The organism is Rhizobium sp. BK538 (assembly GCF_014197575.1).
Classification (GTDB): domain Bacteria; phylum Pseudomonadota; class Alphaproteobacteria; order Rhizobiales; family Rhizobiaceae; genus Rhizobium.
This window is the reverse complement of record NZ_JACIFT010000007.1, coordinates 92,836-108,828: the sequence shown is the minus strand read 5'-3', so window position 1 is coordinate 108,828 and position 15,993 is coordinate 92,836. Positions and strand designations below refer to the sequence as shown.

Sequence of the window (15,993 nt, the reverse complement as noted above, 5' to 3'; positions counted from 1 at the left end):
CGGAATCGTCATGGCGTTCAGTTTCATCAAAAAGGTCTTCACCTTCGGCCCAAAGCCGGAGGAAGAACACGCGCCGGAGGCGGTCGAGACGAAGGTGCTCGCATCCGAGCCGGAGCCGCATTCGCGCGAGGAAAGCCTTCCCGTTGCCGCCGACCCGGTCCTGGGAGAAGAGATGGAGACGGCCGGCGGGCCTGCCGATGACGTAGGCCAAGACGCCACCATGGAGGAGCTTGCAGAGCAGGCGGAAGCGCTTGCGCCTGATGAGGACGACGTTTCCGAGGTCCTACCGTCGGAGGTGCAGGTGGACGACATGGGCCTTGTGCCGCTCTCGCTGCTTGAAGCCGAAGCGGAGATCAATGCTCCTGCCGAAAGCGCTGCGGAAGAGCCGCTTGCTGCAACTTCGCCCCTGCATTCGGAGATCGGCGAGCAGGCAGAAGAGGAACATGTTGCGGAAGTAGCGTCGGCCAGCGAAACCGAAGAGACGTCCTCGGCTGCAGAGTTTGCGGAGGAAGCCGACGCGGAACAGCAGCCCGTCGCCGATCGGGCCTCTCCCGCCGAACAAGAGACATCTGCGCCGGCGGAGGATGACGCTTCCGGTGATGCCTCCGCCGCTCCCGTTCTTCCAAAGGGATTTGCCACCGGTCCCGCCGCTTTCGAGGCCGCGCCTCTGGTGTCAGCGCCAAAACTTTCCTGGTTCCAGCGCCTGCGCGCCGGCCTTGCCCGCACTTCGTCGCAGCTCACCGGCCAAATCGCGGCCCTCTTCACCAAGCGCAAGCTCGATGATGATACGCTGCAGGATCTCGAGGATCTGCTGATCCAAGCCGATCTTGGCGTCGAGACGGCGATGCGCGTCACTGATACGCTGGCCTCCGAGCGCTACGGCAAGGACGTCACCGGCGAGGATGTCAGTCGCATCATGGCGAGCGAGATCGCCAAGGTGCTGAAGCCTGTCGCGAAGCCGTTGCAGCTCGATCTCAGCCACAAGCCGCATGTCATCCTGGTCGTCGGCGTCAACGGTACTGGCAAGACCACGACGATCGGCAAGCTGGCGGCCAAGCTTTCTGGCGCCGGGCTAAAGGTCATGGTGGCTGCCGGCGACACCTTCCGTGCCGCTGCCATCGAGCAGTTGAAGATCTGGGCCGACCGCACCAAGTCGGAGTTCATCGGTACCAAGCTCGGCGCCGATGCGGCGGGTCTTGCCTATGACGCCTTCGAGCAGGCCAAGGCGAAGAAGTGCGATGTGCTGATCATCGATACAGCCGGCCGCCTGCAGAACAAGGCGGAGCTGATGGCCGAACTCGAGAAGATCGTTCGTGTTCTCGGCAAGCTCGATCCGGATGCGCCGCATACGGTGCTGCAGACGCTTGACGCGACGACGGGGCAGAACGCCCTGTCGCAGGTGGAGATCTTCCGCAACGTGGCCGGGGTCAACGGGCTGATCATGACAAAGCTCGACGGCACGGCGCGGGGCGGCATTCTCGTGGCGATCTCCGCCAAGCACAAGCTGCCGGTCTATTTCATCGGTGTCGGCGAAGGTGTCGAAGATCTAGAGCCTTTCGAGGCGGAGGATTTTGCCCATGCCATTGCCGGGCTCGGTCAATAATGCCACAGATATGCCGACAAGCGCGGGCAAGCGTCTCGTGTTCACAAACGGATTTGAGATAGCATGACGACAGAGAGCGATATCACCCCAAGCGCGGCCGACCGGCATCACCCGATGCTGAAGCTGGCGCTGGAGCTTGGCCCGCTGCTGATCTTCTTTTTCGCCAACCTGCGCGGCGCGTGGCTGGTCGAGCGGTTTCCGGCTCTGTCGGAGCTCGGCGGACCACTATTCGTGGCAACGGCCCTCTTCATGGCGGCAACGGTGATCTCGCTGATCGTCTCGAAGGTCGTGCTCGGGCATCTGCCGATCATGCCGTTCGTCTCGGGGATCGTGGTCGTCATCTTCGGATCGCTGTCGATCTATCTGCAGAACGAAACCTTCATCAAGATGAAGCCGACCATCGTCAACGCACTGTTCGGCGTTGCGCTGCTTGGCGGCCTAGCTTTCGGCAAATCGTTGCTCGGCTACGTCTTCAACGCGGCCTTCCAGCTTGATGCCGAGGGTTGGCGGAAGCTGACCATCCGCTGGGGCGTCTTTTTCCTTTTCCTCGCAGTGCTGAATGAAGTCATCTGGCGCAATTTCTCTGATGATTTCTGGGTTGCCTTCAAGGTCTGGGGGACAATGCCCATAACCATCATCTTCACGCTTGCGCAGATGCCGTTGATTATGAAGCATACGGTCACACCGGCGGGAGAGACCGAGAGTTGACGACACTGGATACGGCAGACAGAGCGAAGCATCAAACATTCTGGTTGGCTGCGTGCATTGCGGTTCTGCTGATCCAGATCATCGCCGAATACATGATGGGCCGCACCCCCATCTGCACCTGCGGATATGTCAAACTATGGGAAGGCACCGTCAACTCCAGCGGTAACTCCCAGCATATTTCCGATTGGTACACGCCGTCGCACATCATTCACGGCTTCATTTTCTACGGCATCGCGCACCTTGTTCTGCGCGGAAGGCCGATCGCCATGCGGCTGCTTTTGGCGCTGATGATCGAATCCGGCTGGGAACTGCTGGAAAATTCGCCTTTGATCATCGACCGCTATCGAACGGCGACGATCTCGCTCGACTACTATGGCGACAGCATCTTGAACTCGTCGATGGACACAGTCTTCATGGTCGTCGGGTTCTTCTTCGCCTCGCGGGCGCCCGTTGTACTGACGATCGCGATCGCGATTTTCTTCGAGTTGTTCACCGGTTATGTCATTCGTGACAACCTGACACTCAACGTACTGATGCTGATTTGGCCCATTGAGGCGATCAAGACCTGGCAAGGCGGGATCTAGTCAGGACGCCGGCTTGGCCAGCGCCTTCTCCATGGCCGGGAAAAGCCGTTCCTTCAGGCTGACTTCGTCGAACGGGCCGACCCGCTTGTAGAGGATCGTGCCGTCGGGAGCGACGAGATAGCTCTCCGGGATGCCGTAGACACCCCAATCGATAGCTGCCTGCCCCTTGGGATCAACACCGATCGCGGCAAAGGGATTGCCAAGTTCGCCGAGAAAGCGAAGTGCGTTGTCGTTTTTGTCCTTGTAGTTGATGGCAACCACGTTGAGGCGGCCGTCCTTTGCCAGCTCCTTCAAGATCGGATGCTCTTCGCGACAGGGAATGCACCACGAGGCGAAAACGTTGACGAGCGTCAGTTTGCCCTTGATGGCACTGTCGGTCAGTGGCGGAAGGTTGGCGCCCTCGAGTGGCGCAAGGTTCAGCACCGGCGCCTTCGTGCCGATCAGGGCCGACGGGATTTCCGAGATATCCTTGCCGTGGACGTCCTGATCGTAGAGCATCTTTGCTGCGGTGGCTGCGATGCCGGCAAAGACGATCAACGGGATCAAGGCGACCGCGTAGCGCCCAAATCCGCGCTTGGCGCGGCTCGTTTCTGGTGCGGTGCTCATTCGCCGTCCTTTGCTCGCGCCGAGCGGCGACGGATACCGGAGGCTTCGAGGGCTGCCAGTTCCTGACGGCGCGCGCGCCCGTCAGCCCAAGTCCAAAGGGTGGCCGCTGCCGTGACAAGGGCGGCAAAGCCGTAGGCGCCGTAGACATAGAAAGCGTGTGTCATGGCTATCCCTCGCGGCTCGCCAAGCGTGCCGCCATACGACGCTGGGCGGTGACGCGGCGGCGCCAGATTTCGTTGCGCATAGCCATGATGTGCAGCGTGAAGAAGAGCGCGGTGAATGCAACGGCCATCACCAGCAGTGGCCGCAGAAACTCCGGATCGATGGCTGGACCGTCGAGGCGCAGAACGCTCGCGGATTGATGCAGGGTGTTCCACCAATCGACCGAGAACTTGATGATCGGGATGTTGACGAAGCCAACGAGGATCAGGATGGCGCTGACGCGGGCCGCCTTCGATGGGTCGTCGATCGCGCGATTGAGGGCGATGAGCCCGAGATACATCAGGAACAGAATGAAGACGGACGTGAGCCGCGCATCCCAGACCCACCAGGCGCCCCACATCGGCTTGCCCCAGAGGGAACCGGTCACAAGGGCAATCAGCGTGAAGGCGGCGCCGAGCGGGGCTGCGGCCTTTGCCGATACATCCGCCAGCGGATGGCGCCAGACCAGTGTGCCGATCGCCGAAATGCTCATGATCGTATAGCCCATCATCGCCAGCCAGGCGGCCGGCACGTGGATATACATGATGCGAACCGTTTCGCCCTGCTGGTAGTCGCCTTCGGTCGTGAAGCTGAGATACAGCCCCACGATAAAACAGAGGGCCGTGAAACCAGCCATCCAGGGAAGGATGCGTGCAGCCAGCGCCAGAAACCGCGTCGGGTTGGCGAGGTCGCTGAATTTCGTGATGGCAAGGCTCGTTTCGTTCATGCCGTTTCCTTACCGCGATATGCCTGATGCCGCAATCGAGCGCTCCATCAATCCGACGTGTTACGCAGCGCCAATGCCGCCGCCGCCGGACCGATGACGGCGAAGAACAGCGTGAGCGCGATCAGGATGAGGAAAGGCGGCAGAAAGGGCGATGGCCCCTCGACCGCCGCATAAGTGGCGCTGACGCCGAAGATCAGCACGGGGATGGTCAGTGGCAGCACCAGGATCGAGACCAGCAGACCACCGCGCGGCAGGGCGACGGCAACGGCTGCACCAACCGCGCCGATGAAGGTAATCGCGGGCGAACCAACGAGCAGCGTCAGCATCGTCGCGCCGATTGCCGTCTCGCTCATATTCATGAACAGGCCGAGCAGCGGCGAGGCGATGACCAGCGGCAGGCTGGTGGCGATCCAGTGTGCCAGGCACTTGACCAGCACCGTCAGGACGAGCGGCGTCTCCTGCATCAACATGAGATCGAGCGAGCCATCGTCGCGTTCGGCCTGAAACAGGCGGTCAAGGCCGAGAAGCGCGGCAAGCAGTGCACCGATCCACACAATTGCCGGGCCGATGCGGGACAGCAGCGCTAGATCGGGCCCAACACCGAAGGGTATGACTGCGACGACGGTCAGGAAAAAGAGAACGCCGATCAGCGCACCGCCGCCGGCCCGAATGGAGAGTTTGAGGTCGCGCAGGAGAAGGGCTGTCATGCCCACACCCCCGGTCCGGCGTGGGCAAATCCCGCCATCCGCAATTCCCGCGCGCCTTCCAGTCCTAACGGCTGGTGGGTCGCTGCGAGCACGATTCCGCCTTTGCGCCGATGCGCTTCGATAAGCTCTGTAAAGAGGCGGTCGCCGCTTGTGTCCAGTGCAGAGGTCGGTTCATCGAGGATCCAGACCGGCCGGTGGGCGATAAGCAGCTTGGCGAAGGCAAAGCGGCGTTGCTGGCCAGCCGAAAGGTAGCCGAAAGGGAGGTGCGTGATCCCTGCGAGCCCGACGGCCTCGGCAGCCTCGTCTATGGAAACGGCCGAAGCGCCGTGCGTATCTCCAAGAAAGCGGCGCCAGAAGTCGAGGTTTTCGGCGACTGTCAACTCGCTTTTCATCGCATTGCGGTGGCCGAGATAGTGGCTGATTTCGCCGACACGCCGGAGAGTGTTGCCATGCGAATCAGTTAAGCTCACCGAGCCTCTTTCCTGACGCAGCAGACCGGCGACGACACGCAGCAAAGTTGACTTTCCTGATCCATTTTTACCTGTCAAAACTAGCGCTTCACCTGATTCCAGGCGAAAGGACACGCCCTCGAAAATCAGGTCTTCTCCCCGGCGCGCGGCCAGATTGGCCGCCTCGAGGTGCATGACTTTTCCGTGGTTTAATTTTTCAGTCATCGCAATGCAAAAAAATCCGAAATGGGTCACGCACTCTCTGGCACCTTTCTTAGAAATTATCTATAAGACCCGCAACCACGCCAGCGGTCGGCGTGAATTTCATCCTTGCGCCGAACATGGGCTTCGCTCCACGTGCGGACAGCGGAAATGGCCGTACCCGCATCCTGATGTGCATTACGTGCATAGGCGTCCGCACGATTGTGTTCGCTATCAGAAACGGGGTCTCTCGTGTCTAAATCTCTTGACAGCTTCAATTGTCGTTCCACGCTCACCGTGAACGGTAAGGACTACGTCTATTTCAGCCTGCCCAAGGCTGAGGCGAATGGCCTGCCGGGTGTTTCGAAGCTCCCTTACTCGATGAAGGTTCTGCTCGAGAACCTGCTGCGCTTCGAAGACGGCCAGTCAGTGACCAAGGAACACATTCTGGCCGTTGCGGAATGGCTCAATAACAAGGGTGCTGTCGAAAACGAAATCGCCTATCGCCCGGCGCGCGTGCTGATGCAGGACTTCACCGGCGTTCCCGCCGTCGTCGACCTTGCCGCGATGCGTGACGCGATGGTTTCGCTCGGCGGCGATCCCGAGAAGATCAACCCGCTGGTTCCCGTCGACCTCGTTATCGACCACTCCGTCATCGTCGACGAATTCGGCACGCCGCAGGCTTTCGCCAAGAACGTCGAGCTGGAGTACCAGCGCAACGGCGAACGCTACCGCTTCTTGAAGTGGGGTCAGCAGGCGTTCAAGAACTTCCGCGTCGTTCCTCCAGGCACCGGGATCTGTCACCAGGTCAACCTCGAATATCTCGGCCAGACCGTCTGGACCAAGGAAGAGGACGGCGAGACGATCGCTTATCCGGATACCTGCGTTGGCACCGACTCTCATACGACGATGATCAATGGTCTCGGCGTTCTCGGCTGGGGCGTCGGCGGTATCGAAGCCGAAGCCGCAATGCTCGGCCAGCCGGTCTCGATGCTCCTGCCTGAAGTCATCGGCTTCAAGCTCACCGGCAAGCTCAAGGAAGGCGTCACGGCGACCGACCTCGTGCTGATGGTCGTGCAGATGCTGCGCAAGAAGGGCGTCGTTTCCAAGTTCGTCGAATTCTTCGGCCCGGGCATGGACAACATGCCGCTCGCCGACCGCGCGACGATCGGCAACATGGGTCCGGAGTACGGCGCGACCTGCGGCTTCTTCCCGGTCGATGGCGAAACCATCAACTACCTCAACATGTCGGGCCGCGCCAAGGACCGTATCGCCCTGGTCGAAGCCTATTCGAAGGCGCAGGGCATGTGGCGCGAAGGCGACGGTTCGGACCTCGTCTTCACCGATACGCTGGAACTCGACCTCGGCGACGTCGTGCCTGCCATGGCCGGCCCGAAGCGTCCGGAAGGCCGCATCCCTCTCGAAAGCATCGCCTCCGGCTTCGCTGGCTCAATGGACACCGACTACAAAAAGCCCGGCCAGCTCTCCAACCGCTACGCGGTGGAAGGCACCGATTTCGACCTCGGCCATGGCGACGTTGCCATTGCGGCTATCACGTCCTGCACCAACACCTCCAACCCGTCGGTTCTAATCGCCGCCGGCCTTCTCGCCCGCAACGCCGTTGCCAAGGGCCTGAAGTCCAAGCCGTGGGTCAAGACCTCGCTTGCACCGGGATCGCAGGTCGTCGGCGAATACCTGGCCAAGTCCGGCCTGCAGGCTGACCTCGACAAGCTTGGCTTCAACCTCGTCGGCTTCGGCTGCACGACCTGCATCGGCAATTCCGGCCCGCTGCCGGCGCCGATCTCGAAGACGATCAACGACAAGGGGCTCATCGTTTCGGGCGTTCTGTCGGGCAACCGCAACTTCGAAGGCCGCATCTCTCCCGACGTTCAGGCGAACTACCTGGCGTCTCCGCCGCTGGTCGTCGCCTACGCGCTTGCCGGTACGGTCCAGAAGGACCTGACCACGGAGCCGATCGGTGAAGACCAGGACGGCAACCCGGTGTTCCTCAAGGACATCTGGCCGACGTCGCACGAAGTTCAGGACTTCATCCAGAAGTACGTTACCCGCGAACTCTATGAGACGAAGTACGCTGACGTCTTCAAGGGCGACGAGAACTGGCAGGCGGTGCAGGTTCCTCCGGGCCAGACCTATGCCTGGGACGACAACTCGACTTACGTTCAAAACCCGCCTTACTTCGTCGGCATGGGCAAGAAGGGCACCGGCACTTCGGATATCAAGAATGCCCGTGTTCTCGGCCTCTTCGGTGACAAGATCACAACAGACCATATCTCCCCGGCCGGCTCGATCAAGGCAGCATCGCCTGCGGGTTCCTACCTTCTCGGCAACGGCGTCGCCGTTGCGGACTTCAATCAGTACGGCACGCGTCGCGGCAACCATGAAGTGATGATGCGCGGCACCTTCGCCAACATCCGCATCCGCAACCACATGCTCGGCCCGAACGGCAAGGAAGGCGGTTACACCATCCGCTATCCGTCGAAGGAAGAGGAATCGATCTACGACGCGGCCATGCAGTACAAGGCCGAAGGCGTTCCGCTCGTCATCTTCGCCGGTGTCGAGTACGGCAACGGCTCGTCCCGCGACTGGGCCGCAAAGGGCACCAACCTTCTCGGCGTCAAGGCCGTGATCGCCCAGTCCTTCGAGCGTATTCACCGCTCGAACCTGGTCGGTATGGGCGTCATCCCCTTCGTCTTCGAAGAGGGAACGACCTGGGCAAGCCTTGGTCTCAAGGGCGACGAACTCGTCACCATCGAAGGCCTGGAAAACATCAAGCCGCGCGAAAAGAAGATCGCCAAGATCGTCTATGGCGATGGCACCGTGAAGGAAGTTCCGCTGCTGTCGCGCGTCGATACACTCGACGAAGTGGTCTACCTCAACAATGGCGGCATCCTGCAGACGGTTCTGCGAGATCTCGCTGCCTGATTGTTAACAGACTTGCATGACAATGACCGCCGGAAAGAGATTTCCGGCGGTTTTTGTTTGAGCGCAAGGTATTGGATGTCTGCTCACGACGATGTGTTTCAGCTTGGCTTCCACGAAGCTTTGCCTCACCCGTTCGTGACTTTCCGTTTCGACCGAGAACCACTATCTCTACGCTCAGACATCGGACCTGCGGCGAAGCGTGGCGGTAGGTGCGGAAGAAAAGGTGCATGAATGTCCCCGCGGTTTCTGATTTCTCTGGTTGCAGGTGTGGCGCTTGCCGGCCCACTTTTTGCCCAGGACGCGCCGAAAGGTGTGGTTGAACTTTTTACCTCGCAGGGATGTTCTTCTTGTCCTCCAGCCGATGCAGCTTTCCGTAAGCTCGTCGAGGCCGGGGGCGTTATCGCTCTTGCCTATCACGTTGACTACTGGAACTACATGGGATGGGCCGACACGCTGAGTTCCAAGGAAAATACCGAGCGGCAGTATGGTTATGCGCAGGCGATGGGCCGTGCCAACGTCTATACGCCGCAGGTCATCATCAATGGCCGCGACCACGTTGCAGGTGCCGATCTCGGCGCGATCAATAAGAAGATCGATGGCTATGCAGCTGAAGGTATGGGGCTGTCAGTGCCGGTGAAGGCACAGATGCGCGGCGACCAACTCGAGATTAAGATCGGCGCAGGACAGGGCAAAGCCAATGTCGTCATGGTCTACTTCAACCGTGAGAAAACCATTGAGGTCGAGAAGGGCGAAAACAGCGGCAAGAAGATCGCCTACCTAAACAGTGTTGCAGACGTGGAAACCGTCGGCATGTGGGAGGGCAAGGAAACGAGCTTGACGCTGCCGGCAAGCGTGATGCAGAAGCCAGATCTTGAGGGCTGCGCGATTTTACTTCAATCCTCCACCGCCGATGGCAAACCATCCGCGATCCTCGGAGCGACGGTCGTCATGGCCGGGAAGAACATCTGACCATTTCATCTGCTTGCGCGGATGGAAACGGGGCGGCCCGGCTGATCGTATTCGGGGCTGGGGTTAAGGTCGATACGGTCAGCCGGGCCCTTTGGCGCGCTGGCGCCAAACTCGCACGCAACCTTTTCAGCAGACCGAATCTGGCAAAAAGATCATGCGCAATTCGTGTGCAACGCGGGTCCGAACGGCCCCGCGGCGCAGTCGTGAGGGAATTTCCCTTGCAAATGAGGCGCTGTTTTGACTGAATTGCGGCACTCGGGAGATTGCACAGACTATGATTAATGTGACTGATCGCCTGCTTGCAATTTATAAACGCTAAGGCAAACTGTCATTCACCTGTCACAAGCGGAGGCACAGGGAGACTGATGACAGATCAGCAGGATTTGCGGCACGGCGAGAGCCGGTTAGCCGAGAACAGTTCCTCAGTCGTCGTAGATCTCAAGGAATATAAGCAGAGCAGGGACCCAGCGCCGGTCACGTTCCACCGACGCGAGCTCGATGCGATTTTGTGGATTTATGGCCGCATGGTTGGCGAGGGTGACTGGCGTGACTATGCGATTGATCACCTGAAAGACCGCGCCATCTTCTCGGTTTTCAAGCGATCGGGCGAAATGCCGCTCTTTCGTATCGAGAAGAATCCAAAGCTCGCCGCCAAGCAGGGGGCCTACTGCGTTATCAATACGCACGGTGTCATCTTGAAGCGCGGACACGAGCTGCAGCAGGTTTTGAAGGTCTTCAATAAGGTTCTGAAGCTCGTCGAGAAGTGAACCCTGTCACACCTTGAACAGCGTGCCTGGATAGACAGAGGGATCGGGGTCGGTGGCCGCGCCTTCGCCCAGAGCGCGCTGCATCATCATTGTGTCAAGCCAACGGCCGTGCTTGTAGCCAGTTCCTTTCAGGCGGCCGGTTTCCTCAAAGCCCAGTGCCTGATGCAAGGCGATCGACGCCGGATGCGCGCCGCCGATCACGGCCACCATCTGGCGAAAGCCGAGATCTGTGCAACGTCGGATCAGTTCGGCGAGCAACCGCCTTCCAATTCCCCTGCCGCGCGCTTCCGGTCCCAGGTAGATCGAATCCTCGACGATCCAGCGGTAGGCTGGGCGTGTGCGGAAGGCTGAGGCATAGGCGTAACCGAGCAAGTTGCCATCCTCACCGATCGCGGCGATGTAGGGATAGCTCTGACCGGTGATTGCGGAAAATCGTGCCGCCATCTCGCTCTGCTGCGGCGGGACGATCTCGTAGCTTGCGACACCATTCAGGACGGATTCGCGATAGATGGCGGTGATGGCGGGGAGGTCGGATGAGGAAGCGTCGCGGAGGAAGATGGGCATGCGGTCGGCCGGGCGGGTATGAACAATGGACTCTTCCAGAAATCATTCTCCGCATGACCAGGCAACAAAAAAGGCGGCCGAAGCCGCCTTTTTTGATACATCCCCGTTCCTTACTTGCGGTCGCCCATGAACTGCAGCAGGAACATGAAGAGGTTGATGAAGTCGAGATACAGGGTTAGCGCACCCATGATCGCCTTGCGGCCGGCTACTTCTGCGCCGTCGGCTTCGTAATACAGTTCCTTGATGCGCTGCGTATCGTAGGCGGTCAGGCCTGCGAAGATCAGCACGCCGATCACAGAGACCGCGAACTGAAGGGCGGACGATGCCAGGAAGATGTTCACGATCGACGCGATGATCAGGCCGAAAAGGCCCATGATCAGGAACGAGCCCATCGCGGAGAGATCACGCTTGGTCGTGTAGCCGTACAGCGAGAGCGCGCCAAAGGAGGCTGCGGTCACGAAGAACGTCTGTGTAATGCTCGACTGTGTGTAGACCAGGAAGATGGACGCGAGCGAGAGCCCCACCAGCGCGGCGTAGACCCAAAAGGTCGTTTGCGCGGCGGCAACGCTCATCCGGTTAATCCTGAAGCTCAGGAAGAACACGGCAGCCAGCGGTGCAAGGATGACCACCCAGCGGAGCGGCGACTGGAAAAGCAATACGCCAAACTGCGTCAGTTGGCCGTCCTGGACGGCGAAATTGAAGCCCAGATAAGCGGCTACACCCGTGATCGCCAGACCCAGCGCCATCAGGTTGTAGACCTTGAGCATATAGCTGCGTAGGCCCTGGTCGATCATCTCGCCGGTCTGAACGCGGCCTTGGTAATTACGAAGGTCAGCCATAGTTTCCTCTTACAAGCTCCGGTGTGGACACGGTGGCGGGCGCGAAACCCGGGCGCCGCTGCGGAGCCCAGCATGCCTGCACACAATATGAGCCTTTCGGCTTTCGCAAACAAGGCCCTTGCAACCCGGGATCGGGTTAAATCGCCGTAAGGTGAAGGAAATTTCTCTGTTTGGTCAATCAGAGTTCGCGCAAAACGGGTGCCGCCTTCTGCCCCAGGATGCGCCAGGTTCCGATGAGACCGATACCGACTGTCAGTACCAAAGCAGTCACGAGCGTCAGGCCGGCGACATCGGGCAGGAAGTGCGAGGAGATGCGCATGATCCGGGCGGTGATGAACCAGGCCGCGATGCCGCCGGCGAAGAGGGCAAAGACTGCGGTCGCAGCGCCAAGGATAAGGTACTCGTAGCAGAAGGCGCGGATCAGCATTCGCCGCGTCGCGCCGAGTGTCTTAAGAACGACCGCATCATGGGTGCGAGCGCGATTGCCAGCAGCCAGAGCGCCGGCAAGAACAAGCACCGAGGCGATAAGTGCAACGGAGGCGGCGGCGCGGATCGCCGTCGCCAGCTGCCCCACCAGTGTGTTGACGATGTCGATCGCATCCTTGACCCGCACGCTGGTGATTGTCGGATAGGTATTTGTCACGGATTTGAGGATCGTGGCCTCCTGGCTAGAGGTCGCCGTCGGGTCAGTGAGCGTCGCCAGCCAGGCGTGCGGGGCGCCGCGGAACGTATTGGGCGAGAACACCATCACGAAGTTGATGGAAAGCGATTCCCACTCGACCTTGCGCAGATTGGCGATCTGGGCGGTGATGTTACGCCCAAGCACGTTAACGGTGACGGTGTCGCCGATCTTCAAGCCGAGTTCTGCGGCCTCCTCGGCTGAAAAGGAGACAAGCGGCTCGCCGCTGTAATCCTTCGGCCACCAGGAACCTTCGGTCAACGACGCATTTTCCGGCAGTGTTTCCGAATAGGTAATGCCGCGGTCGCCACGCAGCACCCACTGGCCGCCCGGCGGAACCTTCCGCTTCGTCACGTCCTCGCCGTTGAAGGCGAGGATGCGCCCGCGCAGCATAGGCACTTCGACCAGTTTGCCATCCGGGGAACCGGCTTTAACGACGCTACGGAATTTCTCGAGTTCCGACCCCTGAATGTCGACGAAGAAGAAATTCGGTGCGCCAGCGGCCATGCGTCCGGTTAATTGCTGACGCATGTTTCCGTCGATCAGCGTGAGGGTGACAAGCAGTGCAAGGCCAAGACCGAGCGACAGGACGACGGAAGGCGTCAGTGCGCCGGGCCGATGGATGTTACCGATTGCGAGGCGCAAGGCTGGCGAATTGACGCGTGGACTGCGACGCGCGAGCCAAGCAATGCCGGCCGCGACAAGCCGCAGGATCACAAAGGCGAAGGCGATTGCCCCGACAAAGACGACCGCGATGAAGCCATCATAAGCCGTTAGGATCGCGAGACCGGCGAGGGCGAGGAGAAAGACCGCTGCTAGAAGAATATAGGGCCAGGATGGCAAGCCCCGCGCTTCGAAACCCTGCTCGCGGAAGAGCGCAGTTGCCGGAACCTCGCGGGAATGTCCGAGCGGCATGATGGCAAAGGCCAGTGTTGTCAAAATGCCGAAAACGACCGCGAGGGCCAAGGGCTCGGGATAGAAAGTCAGATCGGTGGAAACAGGCAAGAATTGCGCAAGAAATTGCGACGCCGCGATTGGCGCCAGCGCTCCGATGATGAGCCCGATGACCATGCCGCCGAGCGCAATGATGGCGATCTGGAAAAGGTAGATCAGGACTACGGTCGCCGCCGGCGCGCCAAGGCACTTGAAGGTTGCGATCGTCGTCCGCTTGGAATCGAGGAAAGCTCGCACGGCGTTTGCGACGCCGACACCACCGACGATCAGGGCCGTCAGTCCGACCAGTGTCAGGAACTGCGAAAATCGTTCAATGTTCTCGGTCAGCGAAGGGGCTGCCCGGTCGCTGGTGCGAATCGACCAGCCGGCGGACGGAAATGCCTTCGCAGCCCGATCCCGGATCGCGGATCTCTCGGCGGGGTCGTCCATGCGAATCTTGTAAACGTGCTCGACCAGGCTGCCGGTCTGGATGAGGCCGGATGCCTTGAGCGCGTCCCTGCTCACGAGGAGCCGGGGTGCGAAGCCGAAACCTTCCGAAACCGCGTCAGGTTCGGTCTTGATCGTGCCGGTGACGTTCAGAATGACATTGCCGAGGAGGATCTCGTCGCCAATGGAGAGGCCAAGTCGCTCGAGCAGAAGCGGCGCGGCCACTGCGCCATAGGTACCGCTCTGCCCGGACAGAAGCGCGTGCAACGGATAGTTCGGTTCGGCCTCGAAGGTACCGTAGAGTGGGTAGGCGCCGTCGACCGCCTTGACTTCGACTAGAGCCTGATCCGAGCCGTCGGGCTTGCGTGCCATCGAGCGCAGGCCAGTCGACGTCGACACCTTTCCGAAGCCGCGCAGGAAATCCATTTCGGCGTCAGTCGCCTCGCGGTTGTTAAGCTCGAAGCGCACGTCGCCGGCAAGAATCTCCTGACCCTGCGTGGCGATCGTGTCAGTGATCGACTGCGAAACCGAATTGACCGCCGCAATGGCGCCGGTGCCGAGAGCGATACAGGCGAGAAAGATATAGAAGCCGCCGAGCCCGCCGCGAAGTTCGCGAAGCGCGAGACGAAAGGCAAGGGAGACACGCGGGGTCAGCAATCTCATGCAATCGCTGCCTCGGGCTGCACAGGCGCGCTATCGCCCTCGATTTGTCCCGAACGAACCCGAATCTGCCTGGAGCAGCGTTTGGCAAGGGCGGTGTCATGGGTGACAAGCAGCAGCGTCATCCCGCGCTCTGTCTGCTTCGAAAACAGAAGATCTGCAATCTGGCGGCCGGTGTCGGTGTCGAGGTTGCCGGTCGGTTCGTCGGCAATCAGCAATGCCGGCGAGGGTGCGAGGGCGCGTGCAATTGCCACGCGTTGCTGCTCGCCGCCGGAGAGCTGGCCAGGATAGTGGTTCAATCGATCGCCAAGACCGACGGATTTCAATTCGCGACGTGCGATTTCGAAGGGATTGGAAAGGTTGGCAAGCTCCAGCGGCACCGCGACGTTCTCCAACGCCGTCATGTTGGCTATTAGGTGGAAAGATTGGAAGACGATGCCGATGTTACGCCCACGGAAGTCGGCCACTTCGTCTTCACTCAGAGCATGCAATGGTGTGCCGCTGACATTGATCTCGCCACTATCGAGTTTCTCAAGCCCTGCAAGCACCATCAGCAATGTCGATTTGCCGGAGCCCGACGGCCCTACGATGCCGACCGACTCCCCGGCGGCAATCGTCAGATCGATGCCTTTCAGCACATGGACGGAGGCGGCGGCGCTGCCAAGCGTCAAATCGGCGCGCTTCAACTCGATGATGGTTTTTGCCAACAGTATTCGCCCTATATAGATGCCGATCGTCTTGCCAATCTAGGGAAAGCGGAATGAGATTTAAAGTTGCCGGCCTTCACATCGCCGTCATTGTTGCCTCGCTGATGTTCTCAGTCACAGCCAATGCAAGGACAATCAGCCTTGTCGGCTTTGGGGACAGCCTGATGGCAGGCTACCAGCTTCCTCCCGGCGACGGGTTTCCAGAAAAACTGCAAGCAGCTCTGAAAGCCAAAGGGGTCGATATATCGATCGCCAATGCGGGGGTCTCCGGGGACACGACGACCGGCGGTCTGGCACGAATCGATTGGTCGGTTCCCGACGGTACCGATGGCGTAATTCTCGAACTCGGCGGCAATGATGCACTGCGTGGCATCCCTCCCGAAGAAAGTGAAAAGAATCTCGACCAGATGATTGTCCGGCTAAAGGAACGCGGCATTGCCGTTCTTCTTGTCGGTATACTGGCGCCGCCGAACATGGGTGGCGACTATGCCGCACGCTTCAATGCGATCTACCCGAAACTCGCGCAAAAACATGGTGTTGCGCTCTATCCCTTCTTTCTCGACGGCGTCGCCCTTGCGGCTGGTTTGAAGCTCGAAGATGGGATGCACCCCAACAGCAAGGGGGTCGATGTGATGGTCGAAAAGATGGAGCCGGCTATCACGCAATTCTTGGGAACGATTTCTACTGTGAAGAATTAGG

16 protein-coding genes are annotated in these 15,993 nt (G+C 60.1%); 7 read left to right on the top strand and 9 right to left on the bottom strand.

Annotated elements, in window-relative coordinates; genetic code table 11:
* Positions 1–10: 10 nt before the first annotated feature.
* The 3 genes from ftsY to FHX09_RS10500 all read left to right on the top strand — a co-directional run bounded on the left by ftsY (position 11) and on the right by FHX09_RS10500 (position 2,895).
* The gene (gene ftsY / locus FHX09_RS10510) at positions 11–1,603 is read left to right on the top strand and encodes a signal recognition particle-docking protein FtsY (protein WP_184449902.1); all 1,593 of its coding nucleotides are present in this window, start codon (positions 11–13) and stop codon (positions 1,601–1,603) included.
* A 63-nt stretch (positions 1,604–1,666) separates the two neighbouring features.
* A complete protein-coding gene (locus FHX09_RS10505; RefSeq protein WP_007794344.1) occupies positions 1,667–2,311 on the top strand; it encodes a septation protein A in 645 nt (214 codons plus the stop codon).
* Entirely contained in the window at positions 2,308–2,895 is a 588-nt protein-coding gene (locus FHX09_RS10500; RefSeq protein ID WP_132588604.1) for a DUF2585 domain-containing protein, read from the top strand. The genes FHX09_RS10505 and FHX09_RS10500 overlap by 4 nt, the downstream gene beginning before the upstream one ends.
* Here FHX09_RS10500 and FHX09_RS10495 read toward each other — a convergent pair whose 3' ends face one another.
* The 5 genes from FHX09_RS10495 to ccmA are packed head-to-tail and all read right to left on the bottom strand — an operon-like array spanning position 2,896 to position 5,780.
* Positions 2,896–3,501: a DsbE family thiol:disulfide interchange protein gene (locus FHX09_RS10495; protein ID WP_184449900.1), complete on the bottom strand. Its 606-nt coding sequence runs from the start codon at positions 3,499–3,501 to the stop codon at positions 2,896–2,898. It lies immediately after the preceding gene.
* The gene (ccmD, locus tag FHX09_RS10490) at positions 3,498–3,665 is read right to left on the bottom strand and encodes a heme exporter protein CcmD (protein WP_007794336.1); all 168 of its coding nucleotides are present in this window, start codon (positions 3,663–3,665) and stop codon (positions 3,498–3,500) included. Before ccmD ends, FHX09_RS10495 begins: the two co-directional genes overlap by 4 nt.
* Before the next feature lie 2 nt (positions 3,666–3,667).
* On the bottom strand, positions 3,668–4,429 hold the full coding sequence (locus FHX09_RS10485) for a heme ABC transporter permease (protein WP_007794334.1): 762 nt from the start codon (positions 4,427–4,429) through the stop codon (positions 3,668–3,670).
* A 47-nt stretch (positions 4,430–4,476) separates the two neighbouring features.
* Positions 4,477–5,136 carry a heme exporter protein CcmB gene (gene ccmB, locus FHX09_RS10480; protein WP_007794331.1) on the bottom strand — a complete coding sequence of 220 codons (660 nt, stop codon included), beginning with the start codon at positions 5,134–5,136 and terminating at the stop codon, positions 4,477–4,479.
* Entirely contained in the window at positions 5,133–5,780 is a 648-nt protein-coding gene (gene ccmA / locus FHX09_RS10475; protein ID WP_184449971.1) for a heme ABC exporter ATP-binding protein CcmA, read from the bottom strand. Before ccmA ends, ccmB begins: the two co-directional genes overlap by 4 nt.
* Positions 5,781–6,038: 258 nt before the next feature.
* Between ccmA and acnA the strand changes: the two genes are divergently transcribed.
* The 3 genes from acnA to FHX09_RS10460 all read left to right on the top strand — a co-directional run bounded on the left by acnA (position 6,039) and on the right by FHX09_RS10460 (position 10,465).
* The gene (gene acnA / locus FHX09_RS10470; protein ID WP_132588602.1) at positions 6,039–8,729 is read left to right on the top strand and encodes an aconitate hydratase AcnA; all 2,691 of its coding nucleotides are present in this window, start codon (positions 6,039–6,041) and stop codon (positions 8,727–8,729) included.
* Positions 8,730–8,960: 231 nt separating this feature from the next.
* Positions 8,961–9,698: a thioredoxin family protein gene (locus FHX09_RS10465; RefSeq protein WP_132588601.1), complete on the top strand. Its 738-nt coding sequence runs from the start codon at positions 8,961–8,963 to the stop codon at positions 9,696–9,698.
* Positions 9,699–10,063: 365 nt separating this feature from the next.
* The gene (locus FHX09_RS10460; protein ID WP_132588600.1) at positions 10,064–10,465 is read left to right on the top strand and encodes a DUF2794 domain-containing protein; all 402 of its coding nucleotides are present in this window, start codon (positions 10,064–10,066) and stop codon (positions 10,463–10,465) included.
* Positions 10,466–10,471: 6 nt separating this feature from the next.
* Here FHX09_RS10460 and FHX09_RS10455 read toward each other — a convergent pair whose 3' ends face one another.
* The 4 genes from FHX09_RS10455 to FHX09_RS10440 all read right to left on the bottom strand — a co-directional run bounded on the left by FHX09_RS10455 (position 10,472) and on the right by FHX09_RS10440 (position 15,294).
* A complete protein-coding gene (locus tag FHX09_RS10455; protein ID WP_007794318.1) occupies positions 10,472–11,029 on the bottom strand; it encodes a GNAT family N-acetyltransferase in 558 nt (185 codons plus the stop codon).
* A 110-nt stretch (positions 11,030–11,139) separates the two neighbouring features.
* Positions 11,140–11,868: a Bax inhibitor-1/YccA family protein gene (locus tag FHX09_RS10450; protein ID WP_007794315.1), complete on the bottom strand. Its 729-nt coding sequence runs from the start codon at positions 11,866–11,868 to the stop codon at positions 11,140–11,142.
* Between the two features lie 178 nt (positions 11,869–12,046).
* Positions 12,047–14,590, bottom strand: coding sequence for an ABC transporter permease (locus FHX09_RS10445; RefSeq protein WP_132588599.1), 2,544 nt, complete (start codon positions 14,588–14,590; stop codon positions 12,047–12,049).
* On the bottom strand, positions 14,587–15,294 hold the full coding sequence (locus FHX09_RS10440) for an ABC transporter ATP-binding protein (RefSeq protein ID WP_132588598.1): 708 nt from the start codon (positions 15,292–15,294) through the stop codon (positions 14,587–14,589). The genes FHX09_RS10445 and FHX09_RS10440 overlap by 4 nt, the downstream gene beginning before the upstream one ends.
* 53 nt (positions 15,295–15,347) lie before the next feature.
* On the opposite strand from FHX09_RS10440, the gene FHX09_RS10435 reads away from it, so the two are divergent.
* Positions 15,348–15,992 (top strand): arylesterase, encoded by a 645-nt coding sequence (locus tag FHX09_RS10435; protein WP_007794307.1) that lies wholly within the window; start codon positions 15,348–15,350, stop codon positions 15,990–15,992.
* The last annotated feature ends 1 nt before the right edge of the window (position 15,993 follow it).